The sequence below is a fragment of the Aequorivita sublithincola DSM 14238 genome (assembly GCF_000265385.1).
In the GTDB taxonomy this organism is placed as follows: domain Bacteria; phylum Bacteroidota; class Bacteroidia; order Flavobacteriales; family Flavobacteriaceae; genus Aequorivita; species Aequorivita sublithincola.
In genome coordinates, this window is sequence record NC_018013.1 from 433,415 (window position 1) to 457,894 (window position 24,480).

The following is a 24,480-nucleotide window of genomic DNA, read 5'->3' on the forward strand; positions in this document are numbered from 1 at the left end:
ATGATATTAAACAAAGAAACGGCGCAAAAAACCGCTGCCTTGCTATTGCAAATTAATGCAATTAAATTGCAACCACAAAACCCTTTTACTTGGGCATCGGGATGGAAATCTCCCATTTACTGTGATAATCGCGTTACGCTTTCCTATCCAACCATACGAAATTACATTCGTGAAAACCTCTCAAAACAAATTGAAGAAATCTACGGAAAGCCCGAAATGATTGCGGGTGTGGCTACAGGAGCCATTGGTATTGGGGCATTAGTGGCAGACTATTTGAACGTTCCTTTTTGCTATGTGCGCCCAGAAGCAAAAGGACACGGACGCCAAAATAAAATTGAAGGACATTTAGAAAAAAATACCAACGTAATTGTTGTTGAAGACCTCATAAGTACAGGTAAAAGTAGCCTGATGGCTGTTGAATCAATAAAAGAAGCAAATGCGAATGTGAAGGGAATGGTAGCTATTTTCAGTTACGGTTTTAATACTGCGGAAGAAAATTTTAAGAATGCAAATGTTACTTTGAACACGTTAAGCAATTATGAAATGTTGCTAGAGGAGGCGGAAAAATCTAAATATATTAATGCTGAAGAAGCCACGTTGCTTTCTGAATGGCAAGAGAATCCTGCAATATGGGGGCAATAAGTGTTCAGTCTCAGTGTTCAGTCTCAGTAAACTAAACTCATCGACTTCTCAACTCATAAACTCATCAACTTTTAAACTTTTAAACTTTTAAACCCATAAACTTTTCAAATGAAACTAAACAGCAAAAAAGTAACCGTTCAAAAATCACCCGCAGACCTTTGTGATTATTTGGCAGATGTAAAGAATTTTGAAACCTTAATGCCTGAGAACATCAGCAAATTTGAGGTTATTAGAGAAAACGCTTTTGTTTTCGCATTGAAAGGAATGCCAGAAATTGCCTTGGAAGTAAAAGAAGTTGTAAAACCAAATAAGGTAGTTTTAGGAGCAATAAGCGACAAAATTCCATTCTCATTAACGGGAAATATTGAGGAAGTTTCTGAAAATACTTCAACCGTAGAATTACTTTTTGAAGGTGAATTCAACACTATGATGGCGATGATGGTGAAAGGACCGATTTCAAAATTTATTGAAACGCTGGCGTCAAATTTGGAGCAGGTTTAAGGTTTTCGATTTCACTTTCAATTTCAATATACCATTTTCACTTCCTTCAGCTGAAACTGCTGCAGCAAACCATTTTCAGTTTCAACCAAAAGCGCTCCTATTTCGGAAACGCCTTTTATAATTCCGTTGAAATTTAATCCTTGCGGAGTCTCAAAAACTGAAATCAATTCCTTTCGGAATAAGTTGTCTTCATAAATCGCTTTAATTTCAATGAAATCATCTATCGAAAGATTTTGCAAATTTTTAAAAACAATTTCTAAAACTGAATGAAACACTTCGTCTAACTGAAAAGTTCTTCCTGTTTCAAGTTTCATAGAACTTGCTTGTGGTAAATTTGGAAAATTGGTTTCATTCACATTGAGACCAATTCCAATAACTGAATACTTTACAAGACTGCCTTCCAGCACGTTTTCAATTAAAATCCCGCCAATTTTCTTATTGTCTGACAATATGTCGTTAGGCCATTTTATTGAAACATCAGGAATATTAAGGCTTTTTAGCGCTTCTGAAATAGCCAAAGAAACCGCCATAGAGATCATAAATTGTTTATCAATCTCAACCGCTTCAAACCTCTTAAATATACTGAAGGTAAGGCTTTGCCCTTCCCTAGACAACCATCCGTTACCCATTTGTCCACGACCAGAAAGTTGGTGGTTTGTATGTACCACAGTTTCATCAGGCAGTTCCGTTTCCTTCACCAACCGTTTTAAGTAGGTATTGGTGGAATCAGTGGCACTAAGTTTGATTATCTTCAAAACAGAAAATTAAGTTTAGTATTACGTTATTAAAGGCTTCAAGAAACAAAAAAGTAATAACTTTGCGGCCAAAGAAAAGAAAAATAATTAATGCAGAAAAAACAAGCAGGAACAGATCAACTTATTGCCGAAATAATAAGAGGAATTGAAGATGTAAAAGGGCAGGATATAGAAATTCTAGACCTTCGAGAAATAGAAAATACAGTTTGCGACTATTTTATAATATGCAATGGTACTAGTAACACACAAGTAAACGCCATTGTGAACTCCGTTAGAAGATCCGTAAGTAAAGCTTTAAAAGAAAATCCGTGGCACGTTGAAGGCAGCGACAACTCGGAGTGGATTCTTATGGACTACGTGCACGTAGTTGTTCACGTTTTTCAAAAGCATATTCGCGAGTTTTATGATATTGAAGGACTTTGGGGCGATGCAAAATCGGTTAAAATAGAAACAACAAACTAAAAAGAAAACAGCCACATGGCCGAAGAAAATAAAAGTAAAAAGAAGAACGAATCAAAGAAGCCTAAACCAACTTACTATTGGATTTATGGAGCAATAATTTTATTGTTTTTAGGGCTTCAGATTTTTGGCGGTGGCAGTTGGTCACAACCTGCAAAGACCAATCAAGCTAAGTTTGAGGAGTTTCTGAAATCTGGCGACGTAGAGAAAGTAGATATAATCAACAAAAAGATTGCAAAGGTTTACTTAACTCCAGACGCTAAAAAGAAAACGATTCACGCTAAAAAAGATAAGCTTCCATCCTTTATGGAAGCAGGTCCTAATGATCCTGATTATCAATTCGAATTTGGTGATCTTCAACTTTTTCAAAAGGATTTTCAAGAAATAAAAGCAGAAAACAATTTACCAGCAACCTTAAACTTTGACACAGAGAACAACGTTTGGGGCGATATATTGATGGGCATCTTGCCTTTCGTAATCATTATTGGTATCTGGATTTTTATAATGCGGAAAATGTCTTCAGGCGCCGGTGGCGGTCCAGGTGGGCAACTTTTCAACATAGGAAAATCTAAAGCAAAACTTTTTGACGAAAAAACTGATGTAAAGACTTCTTTTAAAGATGTCGCAGGTTTAGAAGGTGCAAAAGAAGAAGTTCAGGAAATTGTAGATTTCTTGAAACAACCTGAAAAATATACTGCTTTGGGTGGTAAAATACCTAAGGGAGCATTACTTGTAGGCCCTCCTGGAACAGGTAAAACTCTTTTAGCAAAAGCTGTTGCGGGTGAAGCTAAAGTTCCATTCTTCTCTCTTTCGGGTTCAGATTTTGTTGAAATGTTTGTGGGTGTGGGAGCTTCTCGTGTTCGTGACCTTTTCAAACAAGCGAAAGACAAATCACCAGCAATTATTTTTATTGATGAAATTGACGCTATTGGTCGTGCCCGTGGGAAAAACAATTTCTCTGGAAGTAATGATGAACGTGAAAATACCTTAAACCAACTTCTTACCGAGATGGACGGTTTCGGCACCAATACAAACGTAATTGTAATTGCCGCAACTAACCGAGCAGATGTTCTTGATAAAGCTTTGATGCGTGCCGGTCGTTTTGACAGACAGATATATGTAGATCTTCCAGACGTTCGCGAACGTAAAGAAATATTTGAAGTGCATTTGCGCCCAATTAAAAAAGATGAAGGTTTAGACACCGATTTTCTTGCAAAACAAACCCCAGGGTTTTCTGGAGCAGATATTGCAAATGTCTGTAATGAAGCAGCATTGATTGCGGCTCGTTTTGGAAAAAAATCAGTTGGTAAGCAAGATTTCCTAGATGCTGTTGATAGAATTGTTGGTGGTCTTGAAAAGAAAAACAAAATAATGACCGTAGCCGAAAAACGCGCCATTGCTTTCCACGAAGCAGGTCACGCTACTGTAAGCTGGATGCTTGAGCACGCTGCGCCACTAGTGAAAGTCACTATTGTACCTCGTGGACAGTCTTTAGGTGCCGCTTGGTATTTGCCAGAAGAACGTCTTATTATCCATCCAGAACAAATGCTGGACGAAATGTGTGCAGCCCTTGGTGGTCGTGCCGCAGAAAAGGTAATATTTAACCGTATTTCTACAGGAGCATTGAGCGATTTAGAAAAAGTGACCAAACAAGCTCGTGCTATGGTTACCATTTATGGATTAAACGATAAAATTGGAAACCTTACGTATTACGACAGCAGCGGACAGTCTGAATACAATTTCAGCAAGCCTTACAGTGAAAAAACGGCTGAACTAATAGACAAGGAAATCTCTGCGCTTATTGAAAGTCAATACGATCGTGCTGTTAAGCTTTTGGAAGACAACAAAGATAAATTGACCGAGTTGGCGAACGTGCTTTTAGAAAAAGAAGTGATTTTTAAGGATAACCTCCAAAAAATATTTGGTGATCGTCCTTTCGCAATACCAGAAGAAGTATCAAGAGAGGCGACAACATAAAGTTGCCTCTTTGAATTTCGATTTGAAACTTTGTTTTTTTGCTAACATAACTTAAATATAGATTTTATATATTTGAAGTTTAACGCAAATATGAACTCCTCAATTCATTATTAATGAGTCTACTTAAAAGACTTTTAAATCCTAACTACAAGTCGGACGAAAAGGCCAAACAAGCCGATAAAGCCGACCGAAGCAGTTATTTCCCAGAACAGAAACTCCCTATAGACGAAAAATTCACCTTTAATTTCAAAAATAACGGTGGTAAATTTATTTATTGTGAAGATTGGGAGGACATCTCTGAGGCGTTTGATAATATAATGCTCGAAAACGATTGGTATGAACAGAATGTGTTTTGTGTGAACGAAATGCTAACTAAGAAATTTGATGGCTTCAATCTTAACTTCACAAAAAATACAGATTCAAAATTCTTTTTCTCAACTTGTGAATCCTTGGTTTCAACCAATGGTTCCATTTTATTGTCTTCAAACCAAATAAAGGAAAAAAAGTTAAGCGAACTTCCTTCAAACTTTATCATTTTTGCCACCACAAGTCAAATTGTAGAAACTATTAGCGAAGGTTTGCGCAAGATAAAAAATCAAAGCACTGGTTACATTCCTAGCAACATTACTACCATTCAAGACTTTGAAACCGAAAAAGAAAAGGATTTTATGAGTTATGGAAGTAGCGCAAAAAACCTATATTTGTTGCTACTGGAAGACTTATAATATGAAGGAAATTCTCGTACGAACCCTCTCGGGCGTATTATACATTTCGATCATCATTTTTGCAATGTTCACCTCGCGCGAGTGGTTTATGGGGCTCTTCTTTGTACTCGCTATTATTACTCTTAGCGAATTTCTAAAACTTGTACATCTCACCAGTTATATAGCTTATTTCCTGCTTGCCGCTTCCTTTTATTTTTTGAGTTACGAAGTATTTGCAACTAATGCAGTTTATCTCCTATTGATTCTAAGTGGTTTTGTAAACCTATTTCTATTGAAAGATGTGCTTTGGACAAGCAAAATCCCGATGTTTGAAAAGAAGAAATACATCACCGTTATGTTCTACATCATTAGCGGCTTCGTATTTCTAACCTTAATACCTGTTATGAATATTGATGGCAGATTTATGCCAGAAATAATAGTTGCGGTTTTCGTGTTAATTTGGAGCAACGATACCTTTGCCTACCTCATCGGTTCCAAATTTGGAAAACATAAATTGTTAGAACGAATTTCACCCAAAAAGACCATAGAAGGTTTTGTTGGTGGTTTGTTGGGTGCTCTTTTGGCGGGATTTGTTATCTTTAAAGTTTTAGAAAATTATAGCCCATTGGATGCCGAAAAGTATCCGCTATGGGTTTGGATTGTGATGGCTATAATCGTTGCTATTTTTGGAACAATTGGCGATTTGATTCAATCAAAGTTTAAAAGACAGGCTGGAGTTAAAGACAGTGGTATCATTATGCCCGGACACGGAGGATTGTATGACCGACTGGATAGTATTATTTACGCTAGTCCTTTTGTATATGCATTTTTATTAATTGTTGACAATGTTTCATAAAGAAGGTTTCAAAATTATTTTTATAGCGCTGGTCATTGTTATCGGGCTTAGTCTTTTAGCAAATGTATTTGTTGAAAACCCTACTATTCGCGGCGGTGTTATTATTTCACTTATAATACTTTTGCTCTTGGTTTTGCAGTTCTTTAGAAATCCGAAGCGCAACTTTTTAGTGAGTCCAGAACAAGTGCTTTCCTCTGTTGATGGAAAAGTTGTGGTTATTGAAGAAGTTTTTGAAAAGGAATATTTCAACGAAAAAAGATTACAGGTTTCCGTTTTTATGAGCCCGATAAACGTACACATAACTCGATATCCAGTAGCCGGAAAAGTAGTTTATAGCAAATACCACCCAGGAAAATTCTTGGTGGCTTGGCATCCAAAATCTTCTGAAGAAAACGAACGTACAACTGTTGTAGTTAAAAATGAAGCTTTTGGAGACGTATTGTTTAGACAGATTGCTGGAGCTTTGGCGAAGCGAATTGTGAATTATGCTGAAGTGAACCAAGAAGTAGAACAAGCCTCAGATAGCGGATTCATTAAATTTGGGTCGCGAGTAGATATTTACCTTCCATTAGATGCCAAAGTAAAAGTGACACTCAACCAAAAAGTAAAAGGAGGAATTTCAATTATAGCTGAAAAATAATGACTTCAGAAGAGCTTGATATAGCCTTTCAAAATGCCGTGAAAAGCATAAACGAACACACGGAACCCTTTCCTGCTGATGTTTTGTTGCGCTTATATGCTTATTTCAAGAGAGCTACAAATGCAGACCACACACGGGCTGGCGGAAAGCCGCATATTTCTGCTTTCAAAACCAACGCACTTTTTCAAACACGCGGACTTACTAGCGATGAGGCTAAACAACTCTACATTGAGTCAGTAACCCAATACTTTTTATATCGAAAATAATTAGGCCTGTTGTGCCTTGTTAAATTTTATTTCGTATTCCTCAATAGCTTCTCTAATTTTATCAACGTTTTCTGAAGCCCTTTCATGAGCGGCTTCCATAGCTTCTTCTAAATCCTTATCTGGATACTGAAAAAGATCTGTGATTACGTGATTAATCTTGTCAATAATACTTTTTTGACTGTTCTTAATATCTTCTAGTTTATGAAGCATCGCTTCCATCTCATTATACTTTCCTTGATCCATGATTATTTTGTTTTGGAACAAGATACTGGCAAAAGAGCTTCAGAAATTAGAAATTAACCTTGCTTTAAAACTAATTTAAGATAGTTTTATAAAATCAGAGGTTGAAAGTTTCAAATGTTTATAGAAAGAAGATTTATTAGTCTAAGAATATTTCAATGGTTTGCTTTTTTTCTGGTGGCGTTTTTATTCGAATTTGAATTTTCTTATAGCTCCAAGCATCATTTATAAGATTGGCAACAATATCTATCATCGCTTTTCCTTTAGATCCAACAACACGAATTGACGAGTTAAACGTTGTATTGTTATTAGAATACACTACTTGTCCCTCTACAATCGCAAGTTTATCAATTGGTTGAATCTCTCCTATCAATTCCAAAACTCGTTGATCTGCATTCGCCTTTTCAATTGCATTTTTGTAAAGTTCTGGATCCGCATAGGCCTGAACTAAATCTGCACTAATTCCATCCATTCCTGAAGAAAAGAAAATTCCAATGGAAATCAATAGTATTCCGCTCGCAATTATAAACCATTTCCAATTCCGTTGCCACAAACTTTTTTGTTCAATCAGTTCGTTATTCATGGAGCTAAAGTTTATGATTAATAGAAATGGTTTTAAAGATTTATTTCAATCCAGCCAAACTCGCCTTTAAAGTTTCGATTTTAGCCAAAGCATCCGCTTCCTTCTGTTTTTCCAATGCTACAACTTGTTCTGGCGCACCGCTTACGAAACGTTCGTTTTTCAATTTTCCTTGAACACTTCTTAAGAAACCTTCAGTGTATTTTAGTTCTTCGGAAAGCTTTGCTATTTCTTCTTCAACGTTTATGGCGCCAGCAATTGGGATAAAATATTCGTTGCTTTTTACGCGGAAAGTAAGTGCACCATCAAGCTTTTCAGTAATGTAATTCAATTCTGAAACATTGCCTAATTTAGAGATTACCGCATCAAATTCTTTTGAAGCCTTGTCGTTATTAAGCACAGAAAGTTCGATTGTATCTTTAAAAGAAATGTTCTTCTCTTTACGAATAGTTCTAATTCCAGAAATTACTTCGGAAGCAAATTCAAAATCTTTAATAATTTTTTCATCATACGCCTCAGGTTTTGGCCATTCAGAAATTATTAAAGCTTCTGAAATATCGCGCTGCGTGATGTGTTGCCAGATTTCTTCAGAAATAAAAGGCACGAAAGGATGCAATACTTTTAAGTTATCTTCTAAAACTGAAATAACTTCGAGACAAGTTTTTTCGGAAATCTTTTCGCCGAAGGGTGGTTTTACCATTTCCAGCAACCAAGAACAAAAATCGTCCCAAACCAATTTATAGGTCGACATTAAAGCGTCGCTGATTCGATACTTGCTGTAATGATCTTCTATTTCGGCAAGCGTCTTTTGGAATTTACTTTTGTACCATTGAAGCGCGATGATATCACTTTGAGATTGTTCTTTTTCAGTATCAACTTCCCAGCCATCAATCAAACGATAGGCATTCCAAATTTTATTTACGAAACCACTTCCTTGTTTGCAAAGGTCTTCATCAAACATTAAATCATTTCCTGCGGGCGAGCTTAATAACATACCAACTCGCACGCCATCTGCGCCGTAAACGTCCATTAAATCTATAGGATCTGGAGAATTCCCCAATGATTTACTCATCTTTCTGCGTTGCTTGTCGCGAACGATTCCTGTTAAGTACACATTGGTAAATGGTTTTTCGTTTCTGTATTCGTAACCCGCTATAATCATTCTTGCTACCCAGAAAAATAATATTTCGGGAGCTGTAACAAGGTCGTTTGTTGGATAGTAATAATTTATTTCTTTATTGTCCGGCTCCAAAATTCCGTTGAAAACGCTGATTGGCCATAACCACGAGGAGAACCAAGTGTCTAGTGCGTCTGGGTCTTGTTTTAAGTCGGTGGTCTGTAGTTGGTAGTTGGTAGTTTTTTCTTTTGCCAACTTTAATGCTTCTTCAATATTCTCGGCAACTACGAAATCTTCCTTTCCATCGCCATAGAAATAAGCTGGAATTTGCTGTCCCCACCACAGTTGACGGGAGATGTTCCAGTCACGCACATTTTCCATCCAGTGGCGGTAGGTGTTTACGAACTTTTCAGGAACTAGGTTTACATCTTTTTCCAGAACGGCATCCAAAGCTGGCTGGGCAAGATCCTTCATTTTAAGAAACCATTGATCGCTCAATTTTGGTTCTATAACCGCTCCAGTTCTTTCACTTGTCCCAACCTTGTGCATATGGGTTTCAATTTTTGAAACCACTCCCATTTCTTCAAGTTCTTTCACAATTTCCTTACGGACTACGAAACGATCTTTTCCTTCGTAATGAAGACCGAAACTATTTAAAGTTCCGTCATCATTCAAAATATCTATAATTTCAAGATTGTGTTTGTCGCCAAGTGCTTTGTCGTTTTCATCGTGAGCGGGCGTTACTTTTAAACAACCTGTTCCGAATTCAATATCTACATATTCGTCTTCAATGATAGGAATAACGCGATTGCAAACAGGAACGATTGCTTTTTTGCCACGAAGATGAACAAAGCGTTCATCATTTGGGTTTATACATATTGCAGTATCGCCAAGAATAGTTTCAGGCCGTGTGGTGGCAATGGTTAAAGTATCATTGCTACCTTCAATTTTATAGTTTAAATAATAAAGATTGCCTTGTTTTTCTTCGTGAATCACTTCTTCATCAGAAAGCGTGGTCTGGGCTTGTGGATCCCAGTTTACCATTCGGTAGCCGCGATAGATGTTTCCTTTTTTATATAAATCCACAAAAACTTTTATCACGGAGGCAGACATTTCATCATCCATCGTGAATTTGGTGCGTTCCCAATCGCAGGAAGCCCCAAGTTTCTTCAGCTGTTCTAAAATTATCCCACCGTGTTTGTGAGTCCATTCCCAAGCGTGTTCTAGAAATTCTTCACGTGAGAGCTTTGTTTTATCAATACCATCGGCTTTCAACTTTGCAACAACTTTTGCTTCGGTAGCAATAGAAGCGTGATCGGTTCCAGGAACCCAGCAAGCATTGAAACCCTGCAATCGTGCACGACGAATCAAAACATCTTGCAATGTATTGTTCAGCATATGCCCCATATGTAGCACTCCAGTAACGTTGGGCGGTGGAATGACGATGGTGTATGGCGTCCGTTCATCCACTTCAGAATGGAAATATTTATTCTCCATCCAGTAGCTATACCACTTGTTTTCAATCTGTTTCGTGTTATATTTTGCCTCTAAAGCCATACTTTGGTCTGGTATTTGTACAATGAGTTGCAAAAGTAAATATATCTACAGGATAATGAAAGGAATAAGTTATTTTGCAGAATGTTTAAAAGTTCAATATCTTTACAATTATTAAAAAAACAAAATCATGAAAAAACTAGCTCTTATAGCTCTTGTTGCCTTTATCGGTTTTTCCGCTAATGCACAGCAAGCAAAAATTAGTTTCAAAACAGATACCGTGGATTACGGCTCTATCGCAAAAGGTAGTGACGGCGTTCGTGTATTTGAGTTCACTAACACTGGAGATGCTCCCCTTATTATTAGCGATGTAAAATCCAGCTGTGGTTGTACTGTACCAAAAAAACCAGACGGTCCTATTGCTCCTGGAGCAACCAGCTCCATCGAGGTTAAGTATGATACCAATCGTGTTGGTCCAATCAGAAAAACTGTAACTGTTTATTCTAACGCTAGCGAACCTATGGTAGCCTTAAAAATTAAAGGTGAAGTAATGAGTGACTCTAGCAGTGTTTTAGAAAAAAGCTAAAAACTTTACTTCTTAAAAAATCCGGCTGAAGCTATTGTTTCAGACGGATTTTTTTTAGAAAACATTTTTAAGATAGAATTTTACTCTATTCTTAAACTCTCCTCTTTTAACTTCCATCGAAATTCTTTTACCTTCATCAGTTGAGAATATTTCAACTAATTGATACAGCTTATATTGATAACAAGGTTTTCCGTTAATGCTGAGTATTTCATCGTCTTTCTCAATTCCCGCCAAAGCCGCTGGTGAACCTTCGCGAACATCAGCCACAACATATTTTGGAACCAAGGAAAAATGAACTTCCGTAGTTATGGACACGCTATTCCTAATAAAACTATCATATTCATTAGATTTATTAGAATTCACAGCTGCCTGACTCTCCTTTTTCACCAGTTCCATTCCTTGGTGCTCAATGGTTAATCCACTCATATTATAGTTGAAAGGATCATTGAATTTATTGTTCTTCTTAAAACGGACTAATTTGTTTCCATAATCAAACGTAACGGTAAATCTGCTTAAAAAACCACCGCCCACGCTACCGTCCCGATCTTGATAATAACGCGCTTTTAAAATCGCATCTTCTTCTGGAAAAGAAGTATTCACATCTTTCAAATGATAATTACCCAAAATTACATCTGGAATTCGGGTTCGTTTGCCGAAAATATTTCCGCTAAGACCAAGACCCAAAAAATCTTTAAAATAATTTTTAGGAGCTTCTTTAATAAAATCGAAATCATCAAAAAGCCAAATCACATCGCTAGAACCTGAATCTACAAGTAGTTTCACTTCTTCTCGTCTTTCTTCAGAAACAACCTTTAAAGAAATATAAGGTTTGCTTCCCACAAAATTGAGTGGTAAATCTTCACATTTTCTACAAGGTTTTAGCGGATATTTTTTAGGATCATAAACAGTAATGACTTTTGAAGAATAATTAATTTTTACAATGAAGTTTTGAAAAAATTCATTCCCTAAAATACCGTGAATCGGAATGCCCATTCGTGGTGAAAAATTAAGCGAACTATCAAAAATTATGTAGAGATCATGATCCCTATCAAAGACATCGCCAACTCGTATAGTATTGTTTAAACTTTTTAATGCTTCAACAGTTCCTCCTGCACCCAAACCTTGCAATTGTACTGGAGAAGTATTCCGAAGTTGAACACTGTCCGCAGCTTCCAAACTGAAAAGAATAGTAGATTTTACACCCGTATCAAGAATAAACGAAAGCGGTGTACCGTTAACATCAACTTCAATAATCGGCAAATTGTTCACCAACTGAAAAGGAATGCGATCCTTCTTTCTATTGTTTTGCAATAAAAAGCTAGACTGCGCCATCAATGAAGCAGAAAAGCCTAAAAGTAATAACAAAACGAGGGATTTATACAAAGTTTAAAGGTCTATTTTAAAAACACTTGAAGTTATAAAAAAAAGTTGAATGTTTGTCTGGGCACTATGGAATTATAAATATATTTTGCAACTTTGCTACAAACAAATTCACTATGCCAACAGTTTCAAACAAAGGGAAAAACATGCCGGAATCACCAATCCGCAAACTGGTTCCCTACGCCGAAAAAGCCTATAAAGCTAACAAAACCGTTTATCACTTAAACATTGGTCAACCCGATATTAAATCGCCAGAAATAGCAATGGAAGCTGTGGCACACCATAATTTGGAGATTCTTGCTTATACTCGTTCTGAAGGTTCGCTGGAATACCGTGAAAAAATTGCAAAATATTATCACCAAAACAACATTCCAGTTGAAGCAAATGATATAATCGTAACCACTGGTGGAAGTGAAGCACTTCTTTTTGCTATGGGAAGTATTGCAGACGTTGACGATGAAATAATTATTCCCGAACCATTTTATGCAAACTACAACGGTTTTGCAACCGCTTCTGGCGTAAAAATTGTTCCCGTTATTTCCAATATTGAAGACAATTTTGCCTTGCCTCCTATTTCAGAATTTGAAAAGCTTATTACTCCAAAAACTAAGGCTATTCTTATCTGTAACCCTGGAAATCCAACTGGTTATCTTTACTCCAAAGAAGAAATACAGACTTTAGCGGAAATTGTAAAAAAGCATGATTTGTTTTTGGTTGCAGATGAAGTTTACAGAGAATTTACTTATGATGGCTATAAACATTACTCAATTCTTGAAGAAGAAAGTATGGCTGAAAACGGAATCATAATCGATTCTGTTTCAAAAAGATACAGTATGTGTGGCGCGCGAATTGGTTGTTTGGTTTCAAAAAATAAACAAGTTATTAAAACCGCATTAAAATTTGCACAAGCTCGCTTGAGTCCGCCAACTTTTGCGCAGATAGCTAGTGAGGCAGCTTTGCAAACCCCGCAAAGTTATTTTGACGAAGTAATCACCGAATATCAAGACAGAAGAAACACTTTGGTTGCTGCTTTAAAGGCCATTCCTGGCGTAAAAGTGGGCGAGCCAAAAGGTGCTTTTTATTGCATTGTGGAACTTCCTGTTAAAAACAGTGATGCTTTTGCACAGTGGCTTTTGGAAGACTTTGACGACAATGGCGAAACCATTATGGTTGCTCCTGCTGCAGGTTTCTATTCTAGCTCTGGTGTTGGGTTGAACCAAGTTCGAATTGCCTATGTTTTGAAAAAAGAAAGCCTTGTTCGGGCAGTAGAAATCCTAAAAATTGCGCTTCAAAAATACAAGGATTAATGCTTGTTGAAGAAAACAAATCGCTTAAAAACTACAATACTTTTGGAATAGATTGCAACGCGCGCTATTTTGTTTCAGTTGAAACAATAGCAGAATTAAAGCAAGGGCTTTTTAAAAAACCTTCCGAAGCACTTTTCATCCTTGGTGGCGGTAGCAATATGTTGCTTACAGGAAATTTGGACGCGTTTGTGCTTCATATAAATTTAAAAGGAATTGAAATCTTAAAAGAAACCGAAACCGAAGTTTTTGTAAAAGCAATGGCTGGCGAAAATTGGCATGACTTTGTTCAATATTGCATACTGAATGATTTTGGTGGTTTAGAAAATCTTTCGTTAATCCCCGGAAATGTTGGTACAGCGCCAATTCAAAACATTGGTGCTTATGGTGTCGAGTTAAAAGATACTTTCGAAAGTTGCAATACCGTTGAAATCGAAACTTTAAACGAAAGAGCATTCACAAAAGACGAATGTGCTTTTGAGTACCGAAATTCAATCTTCAAAAATGAAGCGAAGGGAAAATACATTATTACAAGTGTAATCTTCAAACTGACAAAAAAAGATCACAAAACCAGTATTTCTTACGGTGATATTCAGAAGAATTTAGCTGAAAGAAATATTCAAAATCCAACAATAAAAGATATTTCTGAGGCAGTAATTGCCATCCGACAGGCAAAACTTCCAGACCCGAAAGTGTTGGGAAATAGCGGCAGTTTCTTCAAAAACCCGGTAGTAGATTCTGAAACTTTTCAAGAGTTTAGAAGGAATTTTCCCGAAGCACCATTTTATGAACTTTCACCTACAGGATTTAAAATTCCAGCAGGTTGGTTGATTGAAAAAGCAGGATTTAAAGGCCAACGTTTTGGTGATGCAGGCGTACATAAAAACCAAGCCTTAGTTTTGGTCAATTACGGAAACGCAACAGGAGCAGAAATTTGGCAACTAGCCATGACCGTGCAAAAAAAGGTCAGAGAAATGACTGGAATTTTTATTGAACCTGAAGTAAACGTTTTTTAGTTCGCGTTAAACACGCTATCAACAATGTAAACTACTCCGTTGGAACCTTCAACACTACCTTTTATAATTTTTGCAGTAACGCCTTCTCCATCAGAAACAATAATATCATCACCAGATTTTGTGGCGATTAAGGTAATACCAGCTAAGGTTTTCAGTTTTGCTTTTCCACTTTTGTTGATGGTTTGCAAAAGTGTTGCTCTATCCAATTTTCCTGTGACAATGTGAGATTTCAACAATTCTTCAAGTTTTGCTATGTTCTCAGGGTTTGAAAGAAAGGTTTTCTTTTCAGTAGTTAAAGATGCTAGCGCCGCAGTTGTAGGCCCAAAAACTGTAAATGGTCCTTCTTCCTTAGAAAGCTGATTCGCCAAATCTGCCGTTACAAGATAACTTGCAAACTTTTTTAATTGTGGTTCGTTCATTATGCGAGCCATTGCGCTTGTCAACATTGCAATATCTTCAGATGTTAAATCCTTTTTAGGTGCGCGTTTCACTGGCGGCTTCTGAATAGTATCTATTACCGCACTGTCAGCTTCTATTTTTTTAGCTTCTTGTGTCTCGTTTTTACATGAAAACGTGAGTAAAGTAAACATTGAAAGAAATAGAAAAATGAATAGTTTTTGCATTGTTAATATATTTAAAATGGAGGCTAAAAATACTTAAATTCCGAGCGAAACAAGTAGAAAGATTGTATTTTTGTAGTCAAATTTAAACAGATGAAACTTTTACTTATCACCCTAGCATTATTATTACTTGCAGTAGCAGGAATCGCAATAAAACTTTGGGCAAAGAAGGACGGAAAATTTGCTGGAACCTGTGCTAGTCAAAGCCCTTTTTTAAACAAAGAAGGAGCGTCTTGTGGCTTCTGCGGAAAAACTCCAGACCAGTTTGAAAATTGCGCAGAAGACAGTCACAAACTGGAAGCGTCCAACAGCAAATAAATTCCAAAATCCATCCCGATAGCTATCGGGACTACAATCGTAAATATTTATGGTGCTACTTTACGTTTTCGGCGCTGTTGCGTTGATTAACTGCATTTATTTCCTCTTCTTCTCGAAACTTGCTTTTTTAAAAACTGCAGAAAAAAGTTCTTCAGAAAAATATCCAGTTTCCCTTATAGTTTGTGCCAAAAATGAAGCTGAAAATCTTCAAAAAAACATTCCACTTTGGCAACAACAAGATTATCCAAACTTTGAAATCATACTCATAAACGATGCTTCAATTGACGAAACATTGAAAGTGATGAAAGGTTTTGCTGAAAATGATCCACGCATCCAGATTGTTGATGTAAAAAACAACGAGGCATTTTGGGCAAACAAAAAATATGCACTGACTTTAGGTATTAAACGCGCAAAAAATTCACGCCTCGTTTTTACAGATGCCGATTGTTACCCAGCTTCTTCAGAATGGTTGGCAACAATGTCCGCTAAATTCTCCGATGAAAAACAATTAGTTTTGGGTTATGGAGCTTATGAAAAAAGTCCCGGATTTTTAAACAAAATGATCCGTTTTGAAACTTTGATGACAGCGGTTCAGTATTTTTCTTATGCTAAAACTGGAAACCCTTATATGGGTGTTGGTCGTAATTTGGCCTATACAAGCAATCTTTATTATGAAAATAAAGGTTTTATGAGCCATATAAAAATTCCTTCTGGCGATGATGATCTTTTTGTAAATGAAGCCGCAACTTCTCAAAACGTTGAAATTTGTGTGGAACCAGAAGCTTTCACCTATTCATTTCCGAAGAAAAAGAAGAAGAAATGGCTCATTCAGAAAAAAAGACATTATTCTACCGCAAAACTTTATAAGCCAAAACATCGGTTTCTTTTGGCGGTCTATTACGGTTGTAATTTTTTGTTTTGGTTGTTGGCACCCATAAGTTTACTAACAAATTTTTGGGCTTTTGGCTTAGGAATTATTATAATTAGAATTGCTTTTCAGTACATTATTATTGGCAATGCCGCTAAAAAACTTAAGGAAAATGACTTGGTTCCACTCATTCCTTTTTATGAATTGTTTTTAGTTTTCACTCAATTAAGTATCTTTATTTCCAACAAAGGCGAAAAAAACTCGCGATGGAAATAACTTCAGAAGAAATATACCACCAGATAGAAAAAGCAAAAAAAGGAAAGCAGGAAGCTTTTAAATTTCTGTTGGACTTTTATTGGAATGAAGTCTTTGGTTTTCAACTGAAAAGAGTTCGCAATGAATACGAAGCAGAAGATATTACTATTGAAACTTTCGCCAAAGCCTTCGACAAAATTGAAACTTTTGACGAAAATTATACTTTCTCTACTTGGCTTGTTACTATTTCAAAAAACATTCAAATAGACAAAACGCGTAAAAAAAATGCATCTATTTATTCCAACACAACAGACACTTCTAACGAGCAAGTTCAGAAAATACCAGACCACTCGCCCACTCCTGAAGATAAGCTGATTAAAGAGCAGAATCTGGCAGAATTGTTGCGATACATAAAGCAGCTCAAACCTCATTATCAAGAAGTAATAAACCTTCGTTTTTTCCATGAAATGAGCTATAACGAAATTTCGGAAACGTTGGAAGAGCCTTTGAACAACGTAAAAGTGAGATTGCTTCGGGCCCGCAAACTTCTCGCTGAAATTATTATAAAGAAGGAATAAAACCTAAAAAACAAACTCCAAATTCCAAAGAGCCAAAGAATAAGTTTCATCTATTTCTTCTTTTTTCTTTCTTCTCTTTTCTTTACTCAATTATAGCGCTTCATTTTTGTACTTTTGTTAACCTTATGAGCATAGAAACTTTGGAAATTCAAAAACCCGCACCAAAACCGAAATGGTTACGTGTAAAACTACCCACCGGAAAAAAATACACAGAACTTCGTGGTTTGGTAGATAAATATAAACTGAATACGATTTGCACTTCTGGAAGTTGCCCAAATATGGGCGAATGTTGGGGCGAAGGCACAGCAACTTTTATGATTCTTGGCAATATTTGTACCCGTTCCTGCGGTTTTTGCGGTGTAAAAACTGGAAGACCAGAAACAGTAGCTTGGGACGAACCCGAAAAAGTGGCGCGCTCCATAAAAATCATGAACATTAAACACGCGGTTGTAACTTCCGTAGATCGAGACGATTTAAAGGATATGGGCTCCATAATGTGGGCAGAAACCGTAAAAGCAATCCGAAGAATGAATCCCGAAACTACTTTGGAAACCTTGATTCCAGATTTTCAAGGAAACACGCGAAATATAGATCGAATAATCGCGGTAAAGCCTGAAGTGATTAGTCACAATATGGAAACCGTAAAAAGGTTAACACGTGAAGTTCGGATTCAAGCGAAGTATGAAAGAAGTTTGGAAGTTTTAAATTATTTAAAACAGTCTGGCGTACAACGTACAAAAACTGGGATTATGCTCGGTTTGGGCGAAAGAGAAGATGAAGTTTTGCAAACGATGCAGGATTTAAAAAATGTTGGACTGAATATTTTAACCATCGGTCAATATTTGCAACCTTCAAAAAAGCACTTACCAGTTAAGGAATTTATTACTCCAGAACAATTCAAAAAATATGAAACAATCGGTTTAGATCTTGGTTTTCGTCACGTGGAAAGCGGTGCTTTGGTACGTTCTTCATACAAGGCTCAAAAACATCTTACCTTATAAATACTACTAAAATGGAAGGCAAAACAACTGTTGGCATTAATGGTTTTGGTCGCATTGGCCGTAATCTTTTCAGGTTATTAATTAACCATCCTTCCATAGAAGTTGTTGCTGTAAATGATTTAGCAGATGCAAAAACATTAAGTCATCTTTTAAAGTATGACAGTATTCACGGGGTTTTAAAAGAAGAAATATCACATTCAGAAAATGAAATTACCGTTGCTGGAAAAAAGGTAAAATTTTCTTCGGAAAAAAATATTGAAGACATCCGTTGGGGAAATATTGACCTAGTTATTGAATGCACAGGCAAATTCAAAAGTAAAAAGCAACTAGAAAACCATTTAAAAAACGGAGCCAAAAAAGTAATTCTATCAGTTCCGCCTTTGGATGATGATATAAAAACGGTTGTTCTTGGGGTGAACGATTCAATTCTAGAATCAACGGATTTAATTATTTCCAATGCTTCTTGTACCACGAACAATGCCGCACCAATGCTGAAAATAATCAATGAACTTTGCGGTATTGAACAGGCTTACATCACAACAATTCATTCCTACACCACAGATCAAAGCCTTCACGATCAGCCACACCGCGACTTACGCCGTGCCCGTGCTGCTGGCCAATCCATCGTTCCCACGACCACAGGTGCAGCAAAAGCTTTAACCAAAATATTTCCGGAACTTTCCAATGTTATTGGCGGTTGTGGCATCCGTGTACCGGTTCCGAACGGCTCGTTGACAGACGTTACCCTTAATGTAAAGAAGGAGGTTTCGATTGAAGAAATAAATAATGCTTTCAAAAAAGCTTCCGAAACTTCCCTAAAAGGAATACTTGAATACATCGAAGACCCTATAGTCTCCATAGATATTGTGGGCAACCCACATTCTTGTATTTTTGATGCGGAAATGACTTCAGTAATTGGTAAAATGGTAAAAATAATTGGGTGGTATGACAATGAAATAGGCTATTCATCTAGAATTATCAATTTAATTGAAAGAATTTCGGCTAAATAGCTATATTTATTATCTTTCTTAAACATACCTCATGAATTCAGACATTTCGAAATTCAGATTTCTCGTGCCGTTGTTCTTGTGCATACTGTTTTCGAATAATTCTTATTCAATCCAAGTTCATGACACAATTGTCTTAATAAAACAGTTGCAATATAGGGCTACGAAAGCACTGGAAAAAGAAGATTTCATTGAAGCTGTAAAAAGTTTGAATGACGCACATAAGCTAACCATTCTCCCCAGATACAAAACCTATAAACCCGATGTTGAACTCAGCACTGCTAAACTTTATTACAATTTGGAATATTATGACAAAGCAGAGATACAGGTTCAAGAGGCCATTAAAAACGCAAAAATCTATCGAAATCAATACAAAATTGCTGAGGGTTATAATCTTTATGCCATAATACTTATAGCATCTAGGGAATACTCAAAATCGAACTTATATTTATCCAAAGCAGATTCAATATCTGCAATACTCGGTGATAAAAATATTAAAACAAACACGAACTTCGGCCACGGTCTTCTATCGCTTCATACTGGCAAGTATGCTGATGCTATAGAAGATTTAAAATCTGCTGCAAAATACTTTAAAGAACAGTCCTTAAGCTACCAAGAAACAGCTGCATATAGCAATCTGGCTGATGCACTTTCGCTAATAAGTCCAAAAGACTATCCAAAACCAATCGCTGAAGCCAAACAATTTTTAAGTTTAGCTATAGAAACTGCATCTTCACAAGGTTTCTCAAAATTTTTGATTGAAAAGCACCGCATTAATTCACAAATTTTAATTGCTGAAAAGAAAGAAAAATTGGCTGAAGATGAGCTAAATTATTATTTCAGTCAAAAAGATTCACTGCACCAAAATCATTTAAAAGCAATTGAAAGCGGCATTCAGTCTGAATCGGCAATTGGAGATTTAAAAGGAACAATTGCCAGTCAGGAGCAAAATATTAAAAAACAAGAAAAATCAATTTTTTTAGGAAAACTTATAGGCTGGCTAAGTATTGCTTTGATATTAATACTATCATTATTAACGCTTTCACTATACAAGAACAATAAATTACGGGCTAATGCAAACGCACTTTTAAAAGAAAAAAATACAGAACTACAGGAAGCAAAGGAAAAAGCGGAAAAAGCATCACGTGCCAAAGCGCAATTTCTTTCAACAATAACTCATGAGCTACGAACACCTATATATACAGTCACTGGATTAACCCATTTGCTTTTGATGGAAGACCCAAAACCCGAACAAAATGAACATCTCAGTTCTCTTAAATTTTCGGGAGAATATTTACTTTCACTTATCAACAATATTCTTGACCTTAACAAGCTTGAAGCTAGCAAGGTAGAAATTGAAAAAATCCCCTTTCTTTTAAAAAGGCGAATTGATAGTGTGCTTATTGCGCTGAAAGAATCGATTGAATTAAAAAACAACACCATACATTATGAATATGACAATACCTTACCAGATAAAGTAATAGGTGATTCGCTAAAATTAACCCAAGTTCTTATTAACCTTATAAGCAATTCAATCAAATTTACGGATAACGGAGATATTTCTGTTCGTGTAAAAACCGTTGAAAAAAGAGCAAGACAGATAGAAATTCGTTTTGAAATTGAAGATAACGGTATTGGAATTTCCATGAAAAAGCAGAAATCCATTTTTGAATCCTTTACACAAGGTTCACTTCAAATTAATCGAAAATATGGCGGAACAGGCCTTGGTTTATCGATTGTTAAAAATCTTTTGGAACTTATGGGTAGCGAAATATTCCTAGAAAGTGAACTAGGCAAAGGTTCTAAGTTTTGGTTCAATATAAGTTATGAAATTTCAGAAAACGAGGAAAAACAAAAAGAAATAAATGAAATAGAAGTAATTATTGAGAACGATATATTTGAGAATAAATCTGTCCTAATAGTAGAGGATAACAAGATTAATCAAATGATAACCAAAAAAATCCTTGAGAGAAAAAAAATGATTTGTACAGTGGTAGATAACGGCGCCGAAGCAATAAAACAGGTTCAACAAGGAGACTTTAGTGTAATATTAATGGACATTTATATGCCAGGAATAAGTGGTATTGAGGCCACTAAAAAAATTCGAGAGTTCAATAATATTGTACCTATTATCGCCTTATCTGCCGTTACAATTGAAGAAAATTTAGCAGATTTTTACAAGGCTGGTTTTAATGAATTCATCCCAAAACCTTTCAACACAGAAGAGTTTTTCAAGAAAATACAAAACGTACTGAACAGTAATTAACAATAGTTGAAATAATTAATCTTTTAATTTTACTCCTCGTAATATTCTATTTTTGAAGTCTTCCTCTCCATCCTTCAAAATTTCTGTTCTAATAGGTAAATAATAAATTTCCACTGAATTGGTAATACTTTGCAACCTCATAAAATCTTTTTCAGTTGTTAGAATCAATTGATGGTTCTTAAGTTTCTCTATTTCTGAAGTTGTGAAATTATGATGATCTGGAAAAGACTTTTCTTCAAATTTCAATCCTTTTTTCTTCAAAAAAGAAACCAATGGTTTTGGATTTGCAATTCCTGTAACTAAAAGAAATTCTTTATCCATCAAATAATCAAGTGATTTTACTTCCTTAGCATTCATAATCTCAGCGCTGTAACCAATCTTCGAAAAATAAATTTGTTGATGTGGTTTCGGATTCAACTTTTGTTTTATCGCTTCAATTTTTGATTCATCAATATTTTCAGGACATTTTGTAACCACAATTATGTTTGCTCGTTTTGCGCCGAACTTAGGCTCACGAAGGTTCCCCGCTGGAAGCATACAATCATTGCAATACAAACTATCAAAAGAAGTGAGTAAAATATTCAATGAAGCCTTTACCTTTCTATGTTGAAAAGCATCGTCTAGCAAAATAACATCTACCATATTTTTGAGCTTTTCAATTCCCGTTTGACGTTCCTCGCAAACGGCTACAGTGATATTAGGATATTTCTTTTTAAACTGAAGAGGTTCGTCGCCTACTTTTTCAACTGAACTATTTGCTAAAACCTCTAAAAAACCTGTTGTTTTCCTCTTGTAACCACGACTCAAAACGGCAATTTTGTGATCTTCTTTCAGAAAAGAAACCAGAAACTCAATCATTGGCGATTTTCCGGTTCCGCCAGTGGAGAGATTTCCAACGCAAATTACTGGAAGATCATAAGACTTGCTTTTTAGCCAACCTTTGTTGTACATCACATTGCGAAGCGCCGTAATGCCGCCATACAGCAATGAAAAAGGAAATAATAACTTCCGCAGAAAATTCATCTAACGAAAGTACTAATTCCGCTGAAAACTGTTATTACTTTAAACTGAAAATAGAAGTCCGTAAAAATTCAGCAAACTGTTATCTTTACTGAAAATGTAAAAAAATGAAGGTAAAAGAAGTCATTTCGCTACTTGAAGAACTAGCTCCACTCGCCTATTCCGAAGATTTTGATAATACAGGATTGCTAGTTGGCGATGCAAATGCAACTGTTTCGGGAATATTGGTAACGTTAGATACTTTGGAAAATGTTGTAGATGAAGCCATTGAAAATAATTGCAACCTCATTGTGAGTTTTCATCCTATTGTATTTTCGGGACTGAAGAAAATCACTGGAAAAACCTACGTTGAGCGTGTAGTCCAAAAAGCAATAAAGCACGACATAGCCATATTTTCAAACCACACGGCGCTTGATAATTCGTGGAATGGCGTGAATGCTATGATTTGTGAAAAACTGGGCCTTAAGAATCGTAAAGTATTAATTCCTCAAAACGAAACCATAAAAAAACTCATCACTTTTGTTCCTTCAAAAGATGCTGAAAACGTTCAGAACGCACTTTTTGCCGCTGGCGCTGGAAACATTGGCAATTATGAAAATTGCAGCTTTAACATTGAAGGTAAAGGTAGTTTTAAAGGAAATGACGCTTCAAGTCCGGTAATAGGAAAAAAAGGAGAAATTCATTTTGAAGAAGAAACTCAGATTGGGATTACGTTTGCGAAACATCTTCAAAATAACATTCTGAAAGCACTATTTGAATCTCATCCCTATGAAGAAGTTGCTTATGAAATTACCACACTCGAAAACCAAAACCAACATTTGGGGATGGGAATGATTGGCGAATTTGATAAAGCTATAGATGAAAAAGAGTTTTTACAATTTCTAAAAAGAACGATGAAAACCGATTGCGTTCGTCATTCAGCATTGCTAGAAAAGCCAATAAAAAAAGTTGCAGTGCTTGGCGGAAGCGGAAGTTTTGCCATTGAAGTCGCAAAAAACGCGAGTGCAGATGCTTTTATTTCGGCAGATTTTAAGTATCACGACTTCTTCAAGGCAGAAAACACGGTGCTTCTGGCGGATATTGGTCATTATGAAAGTGAACAATTCACAAAAGAGCTTTTACATTCTTTCCTTAAGAAAAAAATCACTAATTTTGCAGTCCTTTTATCACAAACAAATACCAATCCTATTAGCTATTTATAATTTATGGCAACAAAAACAGAAATTACTGTTGAAGAGAAGTTAAGAGCCCTTTACGATCTACAACTTATTGACTCAAGAATTGATGAAATTAGAAACGTTCGTGGCGAACTTCCATTGGAAGTTGAAGATCTTGAAGACGAAGTGGCAGGAATGAATACCCGTCTTGAAAAACTGAAAGCAGATCTTGAAGTTATTGAAGACCAAATCAAGGAAAAAAAGAACAGTATTGAAGAGTCTAAAACACTCATCAAAAAATACACAACACAACAGGATAACGTTCGCAATAACCGCGAATACAATTCTTTAAGCAAAGAAGTTGAATTCCAAGAACTTGAAATACAGCTTGCTGAAAAGAATATCAAAGAATTCCGTGCGCAAATAGAGCAAAAAACGCAAGTTATAGAAGACACTAAAGGTCGTTTTGATGAACGTTCCGAGCACTTGAAACACAAACAAAGCGAGCTTAATGAAATCTTGAAAGAAACCGAAAAGGAAGAGCAAACCCTTATTAAGGAATCTGAAAAATTTGAAACTCAAATTGAAGCGCGTCTTATAAAAGCATATAAAAGAATCCGAACCAATGTAAAAAATGGTTTAGCGGTTGTAGCTGTAGAGCGTGGCGCTTCTGGTGGATCTTTCTTTACCATTCCACCACAAGTGCAGATGGAAATTGCAAGTCGCAAAAAAATAATTACTGACGAGCACAGCGGTCGTATTTTGGTAGATCCAGATCTTGCAAACGAAGAACGTGAGAAGATGGAATCTATGTTTACGAAGCTTAAGTAAACAAATAAACCCAATTATAACAAAGCCTTCACATAAAGTGAG

26 protein-coding genes are annotated in these 24,480 nt (G+C 36.1%); 19 read left to right on the forward strand and 7 right to left on the reverse strand.

Annotated elements, in window-relative coordinates:
• Entirely contained in the window at nt 1-642 is a 642-nt protein-coding gene (pyrE, locus tag AEQSU_RS02130) for an orotate phosphoribosyltransferase (RefSeq protein ID WP_014781207.1), read from the forward strand.
• A gap of 108 nt (nt 643-750) precedes the next feature.
• Nucleotides 751-1,143 carry a hypothetical protein gene (locus AEQSU_RS02135; protein WP_014781208.1) on the forward strand — a complete coding sequence of 131 codons (393 nt, stop codon included), beginning with the start codon at nt 751-753 and terminating at the stop codon, nt 1,141-1,143.
• 23 nt (nt 1,144-1,166) lie between these two features.
• Here AEQSU_RS02135 and AEQSU_RS02140 read toward each other — a convergent pair whose 3' ends face one another.
• Complete coding sequence (locus tag AEQSU_RS02140; RefSeq protein WP_014781209.1) at nt 1,167-1,898, reverse strand: biotin--[acetyl-CoA-carboxylase] ligase; 732 nt, start codon at nt 1,896-1,898, stop codon at nt 1,167-1,169.
• Nucleotides 1,899-1,988: 90 nt separating this feature from the next.
• Here AEQSU_RS02140 and rsfS point away from each other — a divergent pair, with 90 nt between their 5' ends.
• The 6 genes from rsfS (at nt 1,989) to AEQSU_RS02170 (ending at nt 6,800) form a co-directional block, all read left to right on the forward strand.
• Nucleotides 1,989-2,360, forward strand: coding sequence for a ribosome silencing factor (gene rsfS / locus AEQSU_RS02145; protein ID WP_014781210.1), 372 nt, complete (start codon nt 1,989-1,991; stop codon nt 2,358-2,360).
• 15 nt (nt 2,361-2,375) lie between these two features.
• Nucleotides 2,376-4,334 carry an ATP-dependent zinc metalloprotease FtsH gene (gene ftsH / locus AEQSU_RS02150; protein ID WP_014781211.1) on the forward strand — a complete coding sequence of 653 codons (1,959 nt, stop codon included), beginning with the start codon at nt 2,376-2,378 and terminating at the stop codon, nt 4,332-4,334.
• A 113-nt stretch (nt 4,335-4,447) separates the two neighbouring features.
• Nucleotides 4,448-5,059, forward strand: coding sequence for an LUD domain-containing protein (locus AEQSU_RS02155; RefSeq protein ID WP_014781212.1), 612 nt, complete (start codon nt 4,448-4,450; stop codon nt 5,057-5,059).
• 1 nt (nt 5,060) lies between these two features.
• Entirely contained in the window at nt 5,061-5,894 is an 834-nt protein-coding gene (locus tag AEQSU_RS02160) for a phosphatidate cytidylyltransferase (protein WP_042491552.1), read from the forward strand.
• On the forward strand, nt 5,884-6,534 hold the full coding sequence (locus tag AEQSU_RS02165) for a phosphatidylserine decarboxylase family protein (protein WP_014781214.1): 651 nt from the start codon (nt 5,884-5,886) through the stop codon (nt 6,532-6,534). Before AEQSU_RS02160 ends, AEQSU_RS02165 begins: the two co-directional genes overlap by 11 nt.
• Nucleotides 6,534-6,800: an acyl-CoA-binding protein gene (locus AEQSU_RS02170; protein ID WP_014781215.1), complete on the forward strand. Its 267-nt coding sequence runs from the start codon at nt 6,534-6,536 to the stop codon at nt 6,798-6,800. Before AEQSU_RS02165 ends, AEQSU_RS02170 begins: the two co-directional genes overlap by 1 nt.
• Here AEQSU_RS02170 and AEQSU_RS02175 read toward each other — a convergent pair whose 3' ends face one another.
• From AEQSU_RS02175 to AEQSU_RS02185, 3 genes are all read right to left on the reverse strand, one after another.
• Entirely contained in the window at nt 6,801-7,043 is a 243-nt protein-coding gene (locus AEQSU_RS02175; protein WP_014781216.1) for a hypothetical protein, read from the reverse strand.
• A gap of 136 nt (nt 7,044-7,179) precedes the next feature.
• The gene (locus AEQSU_RS02180) at nt 7,180-7,623 is read right to left on the reverse strand and encodes a cytochrome c oxidase assembly factor Coa1 family protein (RefSeq protein WP_014781217.1); all 444 of its coding nucleotides are present in this window, start codon (nt 7,621-7,623) and stop codon (nt 7,180-7,182) included.
• A gap of 40 nt (nt 7,624-7,663) precedes the next feature.
• Nucleotides 7,664-10,294 (reverse strand): valine--tRNA ligase, encoded by a 2,631-nt coding sequence (locus AEQSU_RS02185; protein ID WP_014781218.1) that lies wholly within the window; start codon nt 10,292-10,294, stop codon nt 7,664-7,666.
• Between the two features lie 127 nt (nt 10,295-10,421).
• On the opposite strand from AEQSU_RS02185, the gene AEQSU_RS02190 reads away from it, so the two are divergent.
• Nucleotides 10,422-10,817, forward strand: coding sequence for a DUF1573 domain-containing protein (locus AEQSU_RS02190; protein WP_014781219.1), 396 nt, complete (start codon nt 10,422-10,424; stop codon nt 10,815-10,817).
• Between the two features lie 54 nt (nt 10,818-10,871).
• On the opposite strand, the gene AEQSU_RS02195 is transcribed toward AEQSU_RS02190, so the two are convergent.
• A complete protein-coding gene (locus AEQSU_RS02195) occupies nt 10,872-12,200 on the reverse strand; it encodes an aspartyl protease family protein (RefSeq protein WP_014781220.1) in 1,329 nt (442 codons plus the stop codon).
• Nucleotides 12,201-12,313: 113 nt separating this feature from the next.
• Here AEQSU_RS02195 and AEQSU_RS02200 point away from each other — a divergent pair, with 113 nt between their 5' ends.
• Together AEQSU_RS02200 and murB are read left to right on the forward strand one after the other, a co-directional pair.
• On the forward strand, nt 12,314-13,504 hold the full coding sequence (locus AEQSU_RS02200) for a pyridoxal phosphate-dependent aminotransferase (RefSeq protein WP_014781221.1): 1,191 nt from the start codon (nt 12,314-12,316) through the stop codon (nt 13,502-13,504).
• A complete protein-coding gene (gene murB / locus AEQSU_RS02205; protein WP_014781222.1) occupies nt 13,504-14,517 on the forward strand; it encodes a UDP-N-acetylmuramate dehydrogenase in 1,014 nt (337 codons plus the stop codon). Before AEQSU_RS02200 ends, murB begins: the two co-directional genes overlap by 1 nt.
• On the opposite strand, the gene AEQSU_RS16065 is transcribed toward murB, so the two are convergent.
• A complete protein-coding gene (locus AEQSU_RS16065; protein WP_014781223.1) occupies nt 14,514-15,140 on the reverse strand; it encodes a fasciclin domain-containing protein in 627 nt (208 codons plus the stop codon). The genes murB and AEQSU_RS16065 overlap by 4 nt on opposite strands.
• A 90-nt stretch (nt 15,141-15,230) precedes the next feature.
• Between AEQSU_RS16065 and AEQSU_RS02215 the strand changes: the two genes are divergently transcribed.
• From AEQSU_RS02215 to AEQSU_RS02240, 6 genes are all read left to right on the forward strand, one after another.
• Complete coding sequence (locus tag AEQSU_RS02215) at nt 15,231-15,455, forward strand: hypothetical protein (protein WP_014781224.1); 225 nt, start codon at nt 15,231-15,233, stop codon at nt 15,453-15,455.
• 49 nt (nt 15,456-15,504) lie between these two features.
• Nucleotides 15,505-16,599, forward strand: coding sequence for a glycosyltransferase (locus tag AEQSU_RS02220; RefSeq protein WP_014781225.1), 1,095 nt, complete (start codon nt 15,505-15,507; stop codon nt 16,597-16,599).
• The gene (locus tag AEQSU_RS02225) at nt 16,590-17,156 is read left to right on the forward strand and encodes an RNA polymerase sigma factor (RefSeq protein ID WP_014781226.1); all 567 of its coding nucleotides are present in this window, start codon (nt 16,590-16,592) and stop codon (nt 17,154-17,156) included. Before AEQSU_RS02220 ends, AEQSU_RS02225 begins: the two co-directional genes overlap by 10 nt.
• 125 nt (nt 17,157-17,281) lie before the next feature.
• Complete coding sequence (gene lipA / locus AEQSU_RS02230; RefSeq protein ID WP_014781227.1) at nt 17,282-18,157, forward strand: lipoyl synthase; 876 nt, start codon at nt 17,282-17,284, stop codon at nt 18,155-18,157.
• Nucleotides 18,158-18,168: 11 nt separating this feature from the next.
• Entirely contained in the window at nt 18,169-19,167 is a 999-nt protein-coding gene (gap, locus tag AEQSU_RS02235) for a type I glyceraldehyde-3-phosphate dehydrogenase (protein WP_014781228.1), read from the forward strand.
• A gap of 145 nt (nt 19,168-19,312) precedes the next feature.
• Entirely contained in the window at nt 19,313-21,430 is a 2,118-nt protein-coding gene (locus tag AEQSU_RS02240; protein WP_052309011.1) for a response regulator, read from the forward strand.
• A 15-nt stretch (nt 21,431-21,445) separates the two neighbouring features.
• Here the strand turns inward: AEQSU_RS02240 and lpxK are convergent, their stop codons facing one another.
• Nucleotides 21,446-22,453, reverse strand: coding sequence for a tetraacyldisaccharide 4'-kinase (gene lpxK, locus AEQSU_RS02245; protein ID WP_014781230.1), 1,008 nt, complete (start codon nt 22,451-22,453; stop codon nt 21,446-21,448).
• A 104-nt stretch (nt 22,454-22,557) separates the two neighbouring features.
• Here lpxK and AEQSU_RS02250 point away from each other — a divergent pair, with 104 nt between their 5' ends.
• On the forward strand, nt 22,558-23,652 hold the full coding sequence (locus tag AEQSU_RS02250; protein WP_014781231.1) for a Nif3-like dinuclear metal center hexameric protein: 1,095 nt from the start codon (nt 22,558-22,560) through the stop codon (nt 23,650-23,652).
• Between the two features lie 3 nt (nt 23,653-23,655).
• Nucleotides 23,656-24,438: a zinc ribbon domain-containing protein gene (locus AEQSU_RS02255; RefSeq protein WP_014781232.1), complete on the forward strand. Its 783-nt coding sequence runs from the start codon at nt 23,656-23,658 to the stop codon at nt 24,436-24,438.
• The last annotated feature ends 42 nt before the right edge of the window (nt 24,439-24,480 follow it).

Excerpts from the sequence above, each read along its gene's own strand:
- pyrE (WP_014781207.1), top strand. The coding sequence starts at position 1 with ATGATATTAAACAAAGAAACGGCGCAAAAAACCGCTGCCTTGCTATTG.
- AEQSU_RS02135 (WP_014781208.1), top strand. The coding sequence starts at position 751 with ATGAAACTAAACAGCAAAAAAGTAACCGTTCAAAAATCACCCGCAGAC.
- rsfS (WP_014781210.1), top strand. The coding sequence starts at position 1,989 with ATGCAGAAAAAACAAGCAGGAACAGATCAACTTATTGCCGAAATAATA.
- ftsH (WP_014781211.1), top strand. The coding sequence starts at position 2,376 with ATGGCCGAAGAAAATAAAAGTAAAAAGAAGAACGAATCAAAGAAGCCT.
- AEQSU_RS02155 (WP_014781212.1), top strand. The coding sequence starts at position 4,448 with ATGAGTCTACTTAAAAGACTTTTAAATCCTAACTACAAGTCGGACGAA.
- AEQSU_RS02160 (WP_042491552.1), top strand. The coding sequence starts at position 5,061 with ATGAAGGAAATTCTCGTACGAACCCTCTCGGGCGTATTATACATTTCG.
- AEQSU_RS02165 (WP_014781214.1), top strand. The coding sequence starts at position 5,884 with ATGTTTCATAAAGAAGGTTTCAAAATTATTTTTATAGCGCTGGTCATT.
- AEQSU_RS02170 (WP_014781215.1), top strand. The coding sequence starts at position 6,534 with ATGACTTCAGAAGAGCTTGATATAGCCTTTCAAAATGCCGTGAAAAGC.
- AEQSU_RS02175 (WP_014781216.1), bottom strand. The coding sequence starts at position 7,043 with ATGGATCAAGGAAAGTATAATGAGATGGAAGCGATGCTTCATAAACTA.
- AEQSU_RS02180 (WP_014781217.1), bottom strand. The coding sequence starts at position 7,623 with ATGAATAACGAACTGATTGAACAAAAAAGTTTGTGGCAACGGAATTGG.
- AEQSU_RS02185 (WP_014781218.1), bottom strand. The coding sequence starts at position 10,294 with ATGGCTTTAGAGGCAAAATATAACACGAAACAGATTGAAAACAAGTGG.
- AEQSU_RS02190 (WP_014781219.1), top strand. The coding sequence starts at position 10,422 with ATGAAAAAACTAGCTCTTATAGCTCTTGTTGCCTTTATCGGTTTTTCC.
- AEQSU_RS02200 (WP_014781221.1), top strand. The coding sequence starts at position 12,314 with ATGCCAACAGTTTCAAACAAAGGGAAAAACATGCCGGAATCACCAATC.
- murB (WP_014781222.1), top strand. The coding sequence starts at position 13,504 with ATGCTTGTTGAAGAAAACAAATCGCTTAAAAACTACAATACTTTTGGA.
- AEQSU_RS16065 (WP_014781223.1), bottom strand. The coding sequence starts at position 15,140 with ATGCAAAAACTATTCATTTTTCTATTTCTTTCAATGTTTACTTTACTC.
- AEQSU_RS02215 (WP_014781224.1), top strand. The coding sequence starts at position 15,231 with ATGAAACTTTTACTTATCACCCTAGCATTATTATTACTTGCAGTAGCA.
- AEQSU_RS02220 (WP_014781225.1), top strand. The coding sequence starts at position 15,505 with ATGGTGCTACTTTACGTTTTCGGCGCTGTTGCGTTGATTAACTGCATT.
- AEQSU_RS02225 (WP_014781226.1), top strand. The coding sequence starts at position 16,590 with ATGGAAATAACTTCAGAAGAAATATACCACCAGATAGAAAAAGCAAAA.
- lipA (WP_014781227.1), top strand. The coding sequence starts at position 17,282 with ATGAGCATAGAAACTTTGGAAATTCAAAAACCCGCACCAAAACCGAAA.
- gap (WP_014781228.1), top strand. The coding sequence starts at position 18,169 with ATGGAAGGCAAAACAACTGTTGGCATTAATGGTTTTGGTCGCATTGGC.
- lpxK (WP_014781230.1), bottom strand. The coding sequence starts at position 22,453 with ATGAATTTTCTGCGGAAGTTATTATTTCCTTTTTCATTGCTGTATGGC.
- AEQSU_RS02250 (WP_014781231.1), top strand. The coding sequence starts at position 22,558 with ATGAAGGTAAAAGAAGTCATTTCGCTACTTGAAGAACTAGCTCCACTC.
- AEQSU_RS02255 (WP_014781232.1), top strand. The coding sequence starts at position 23,656 with ATGGCAACAAAAACAGAAATTACTGTTGAAGAGAAGTTAAGAGCCCTT.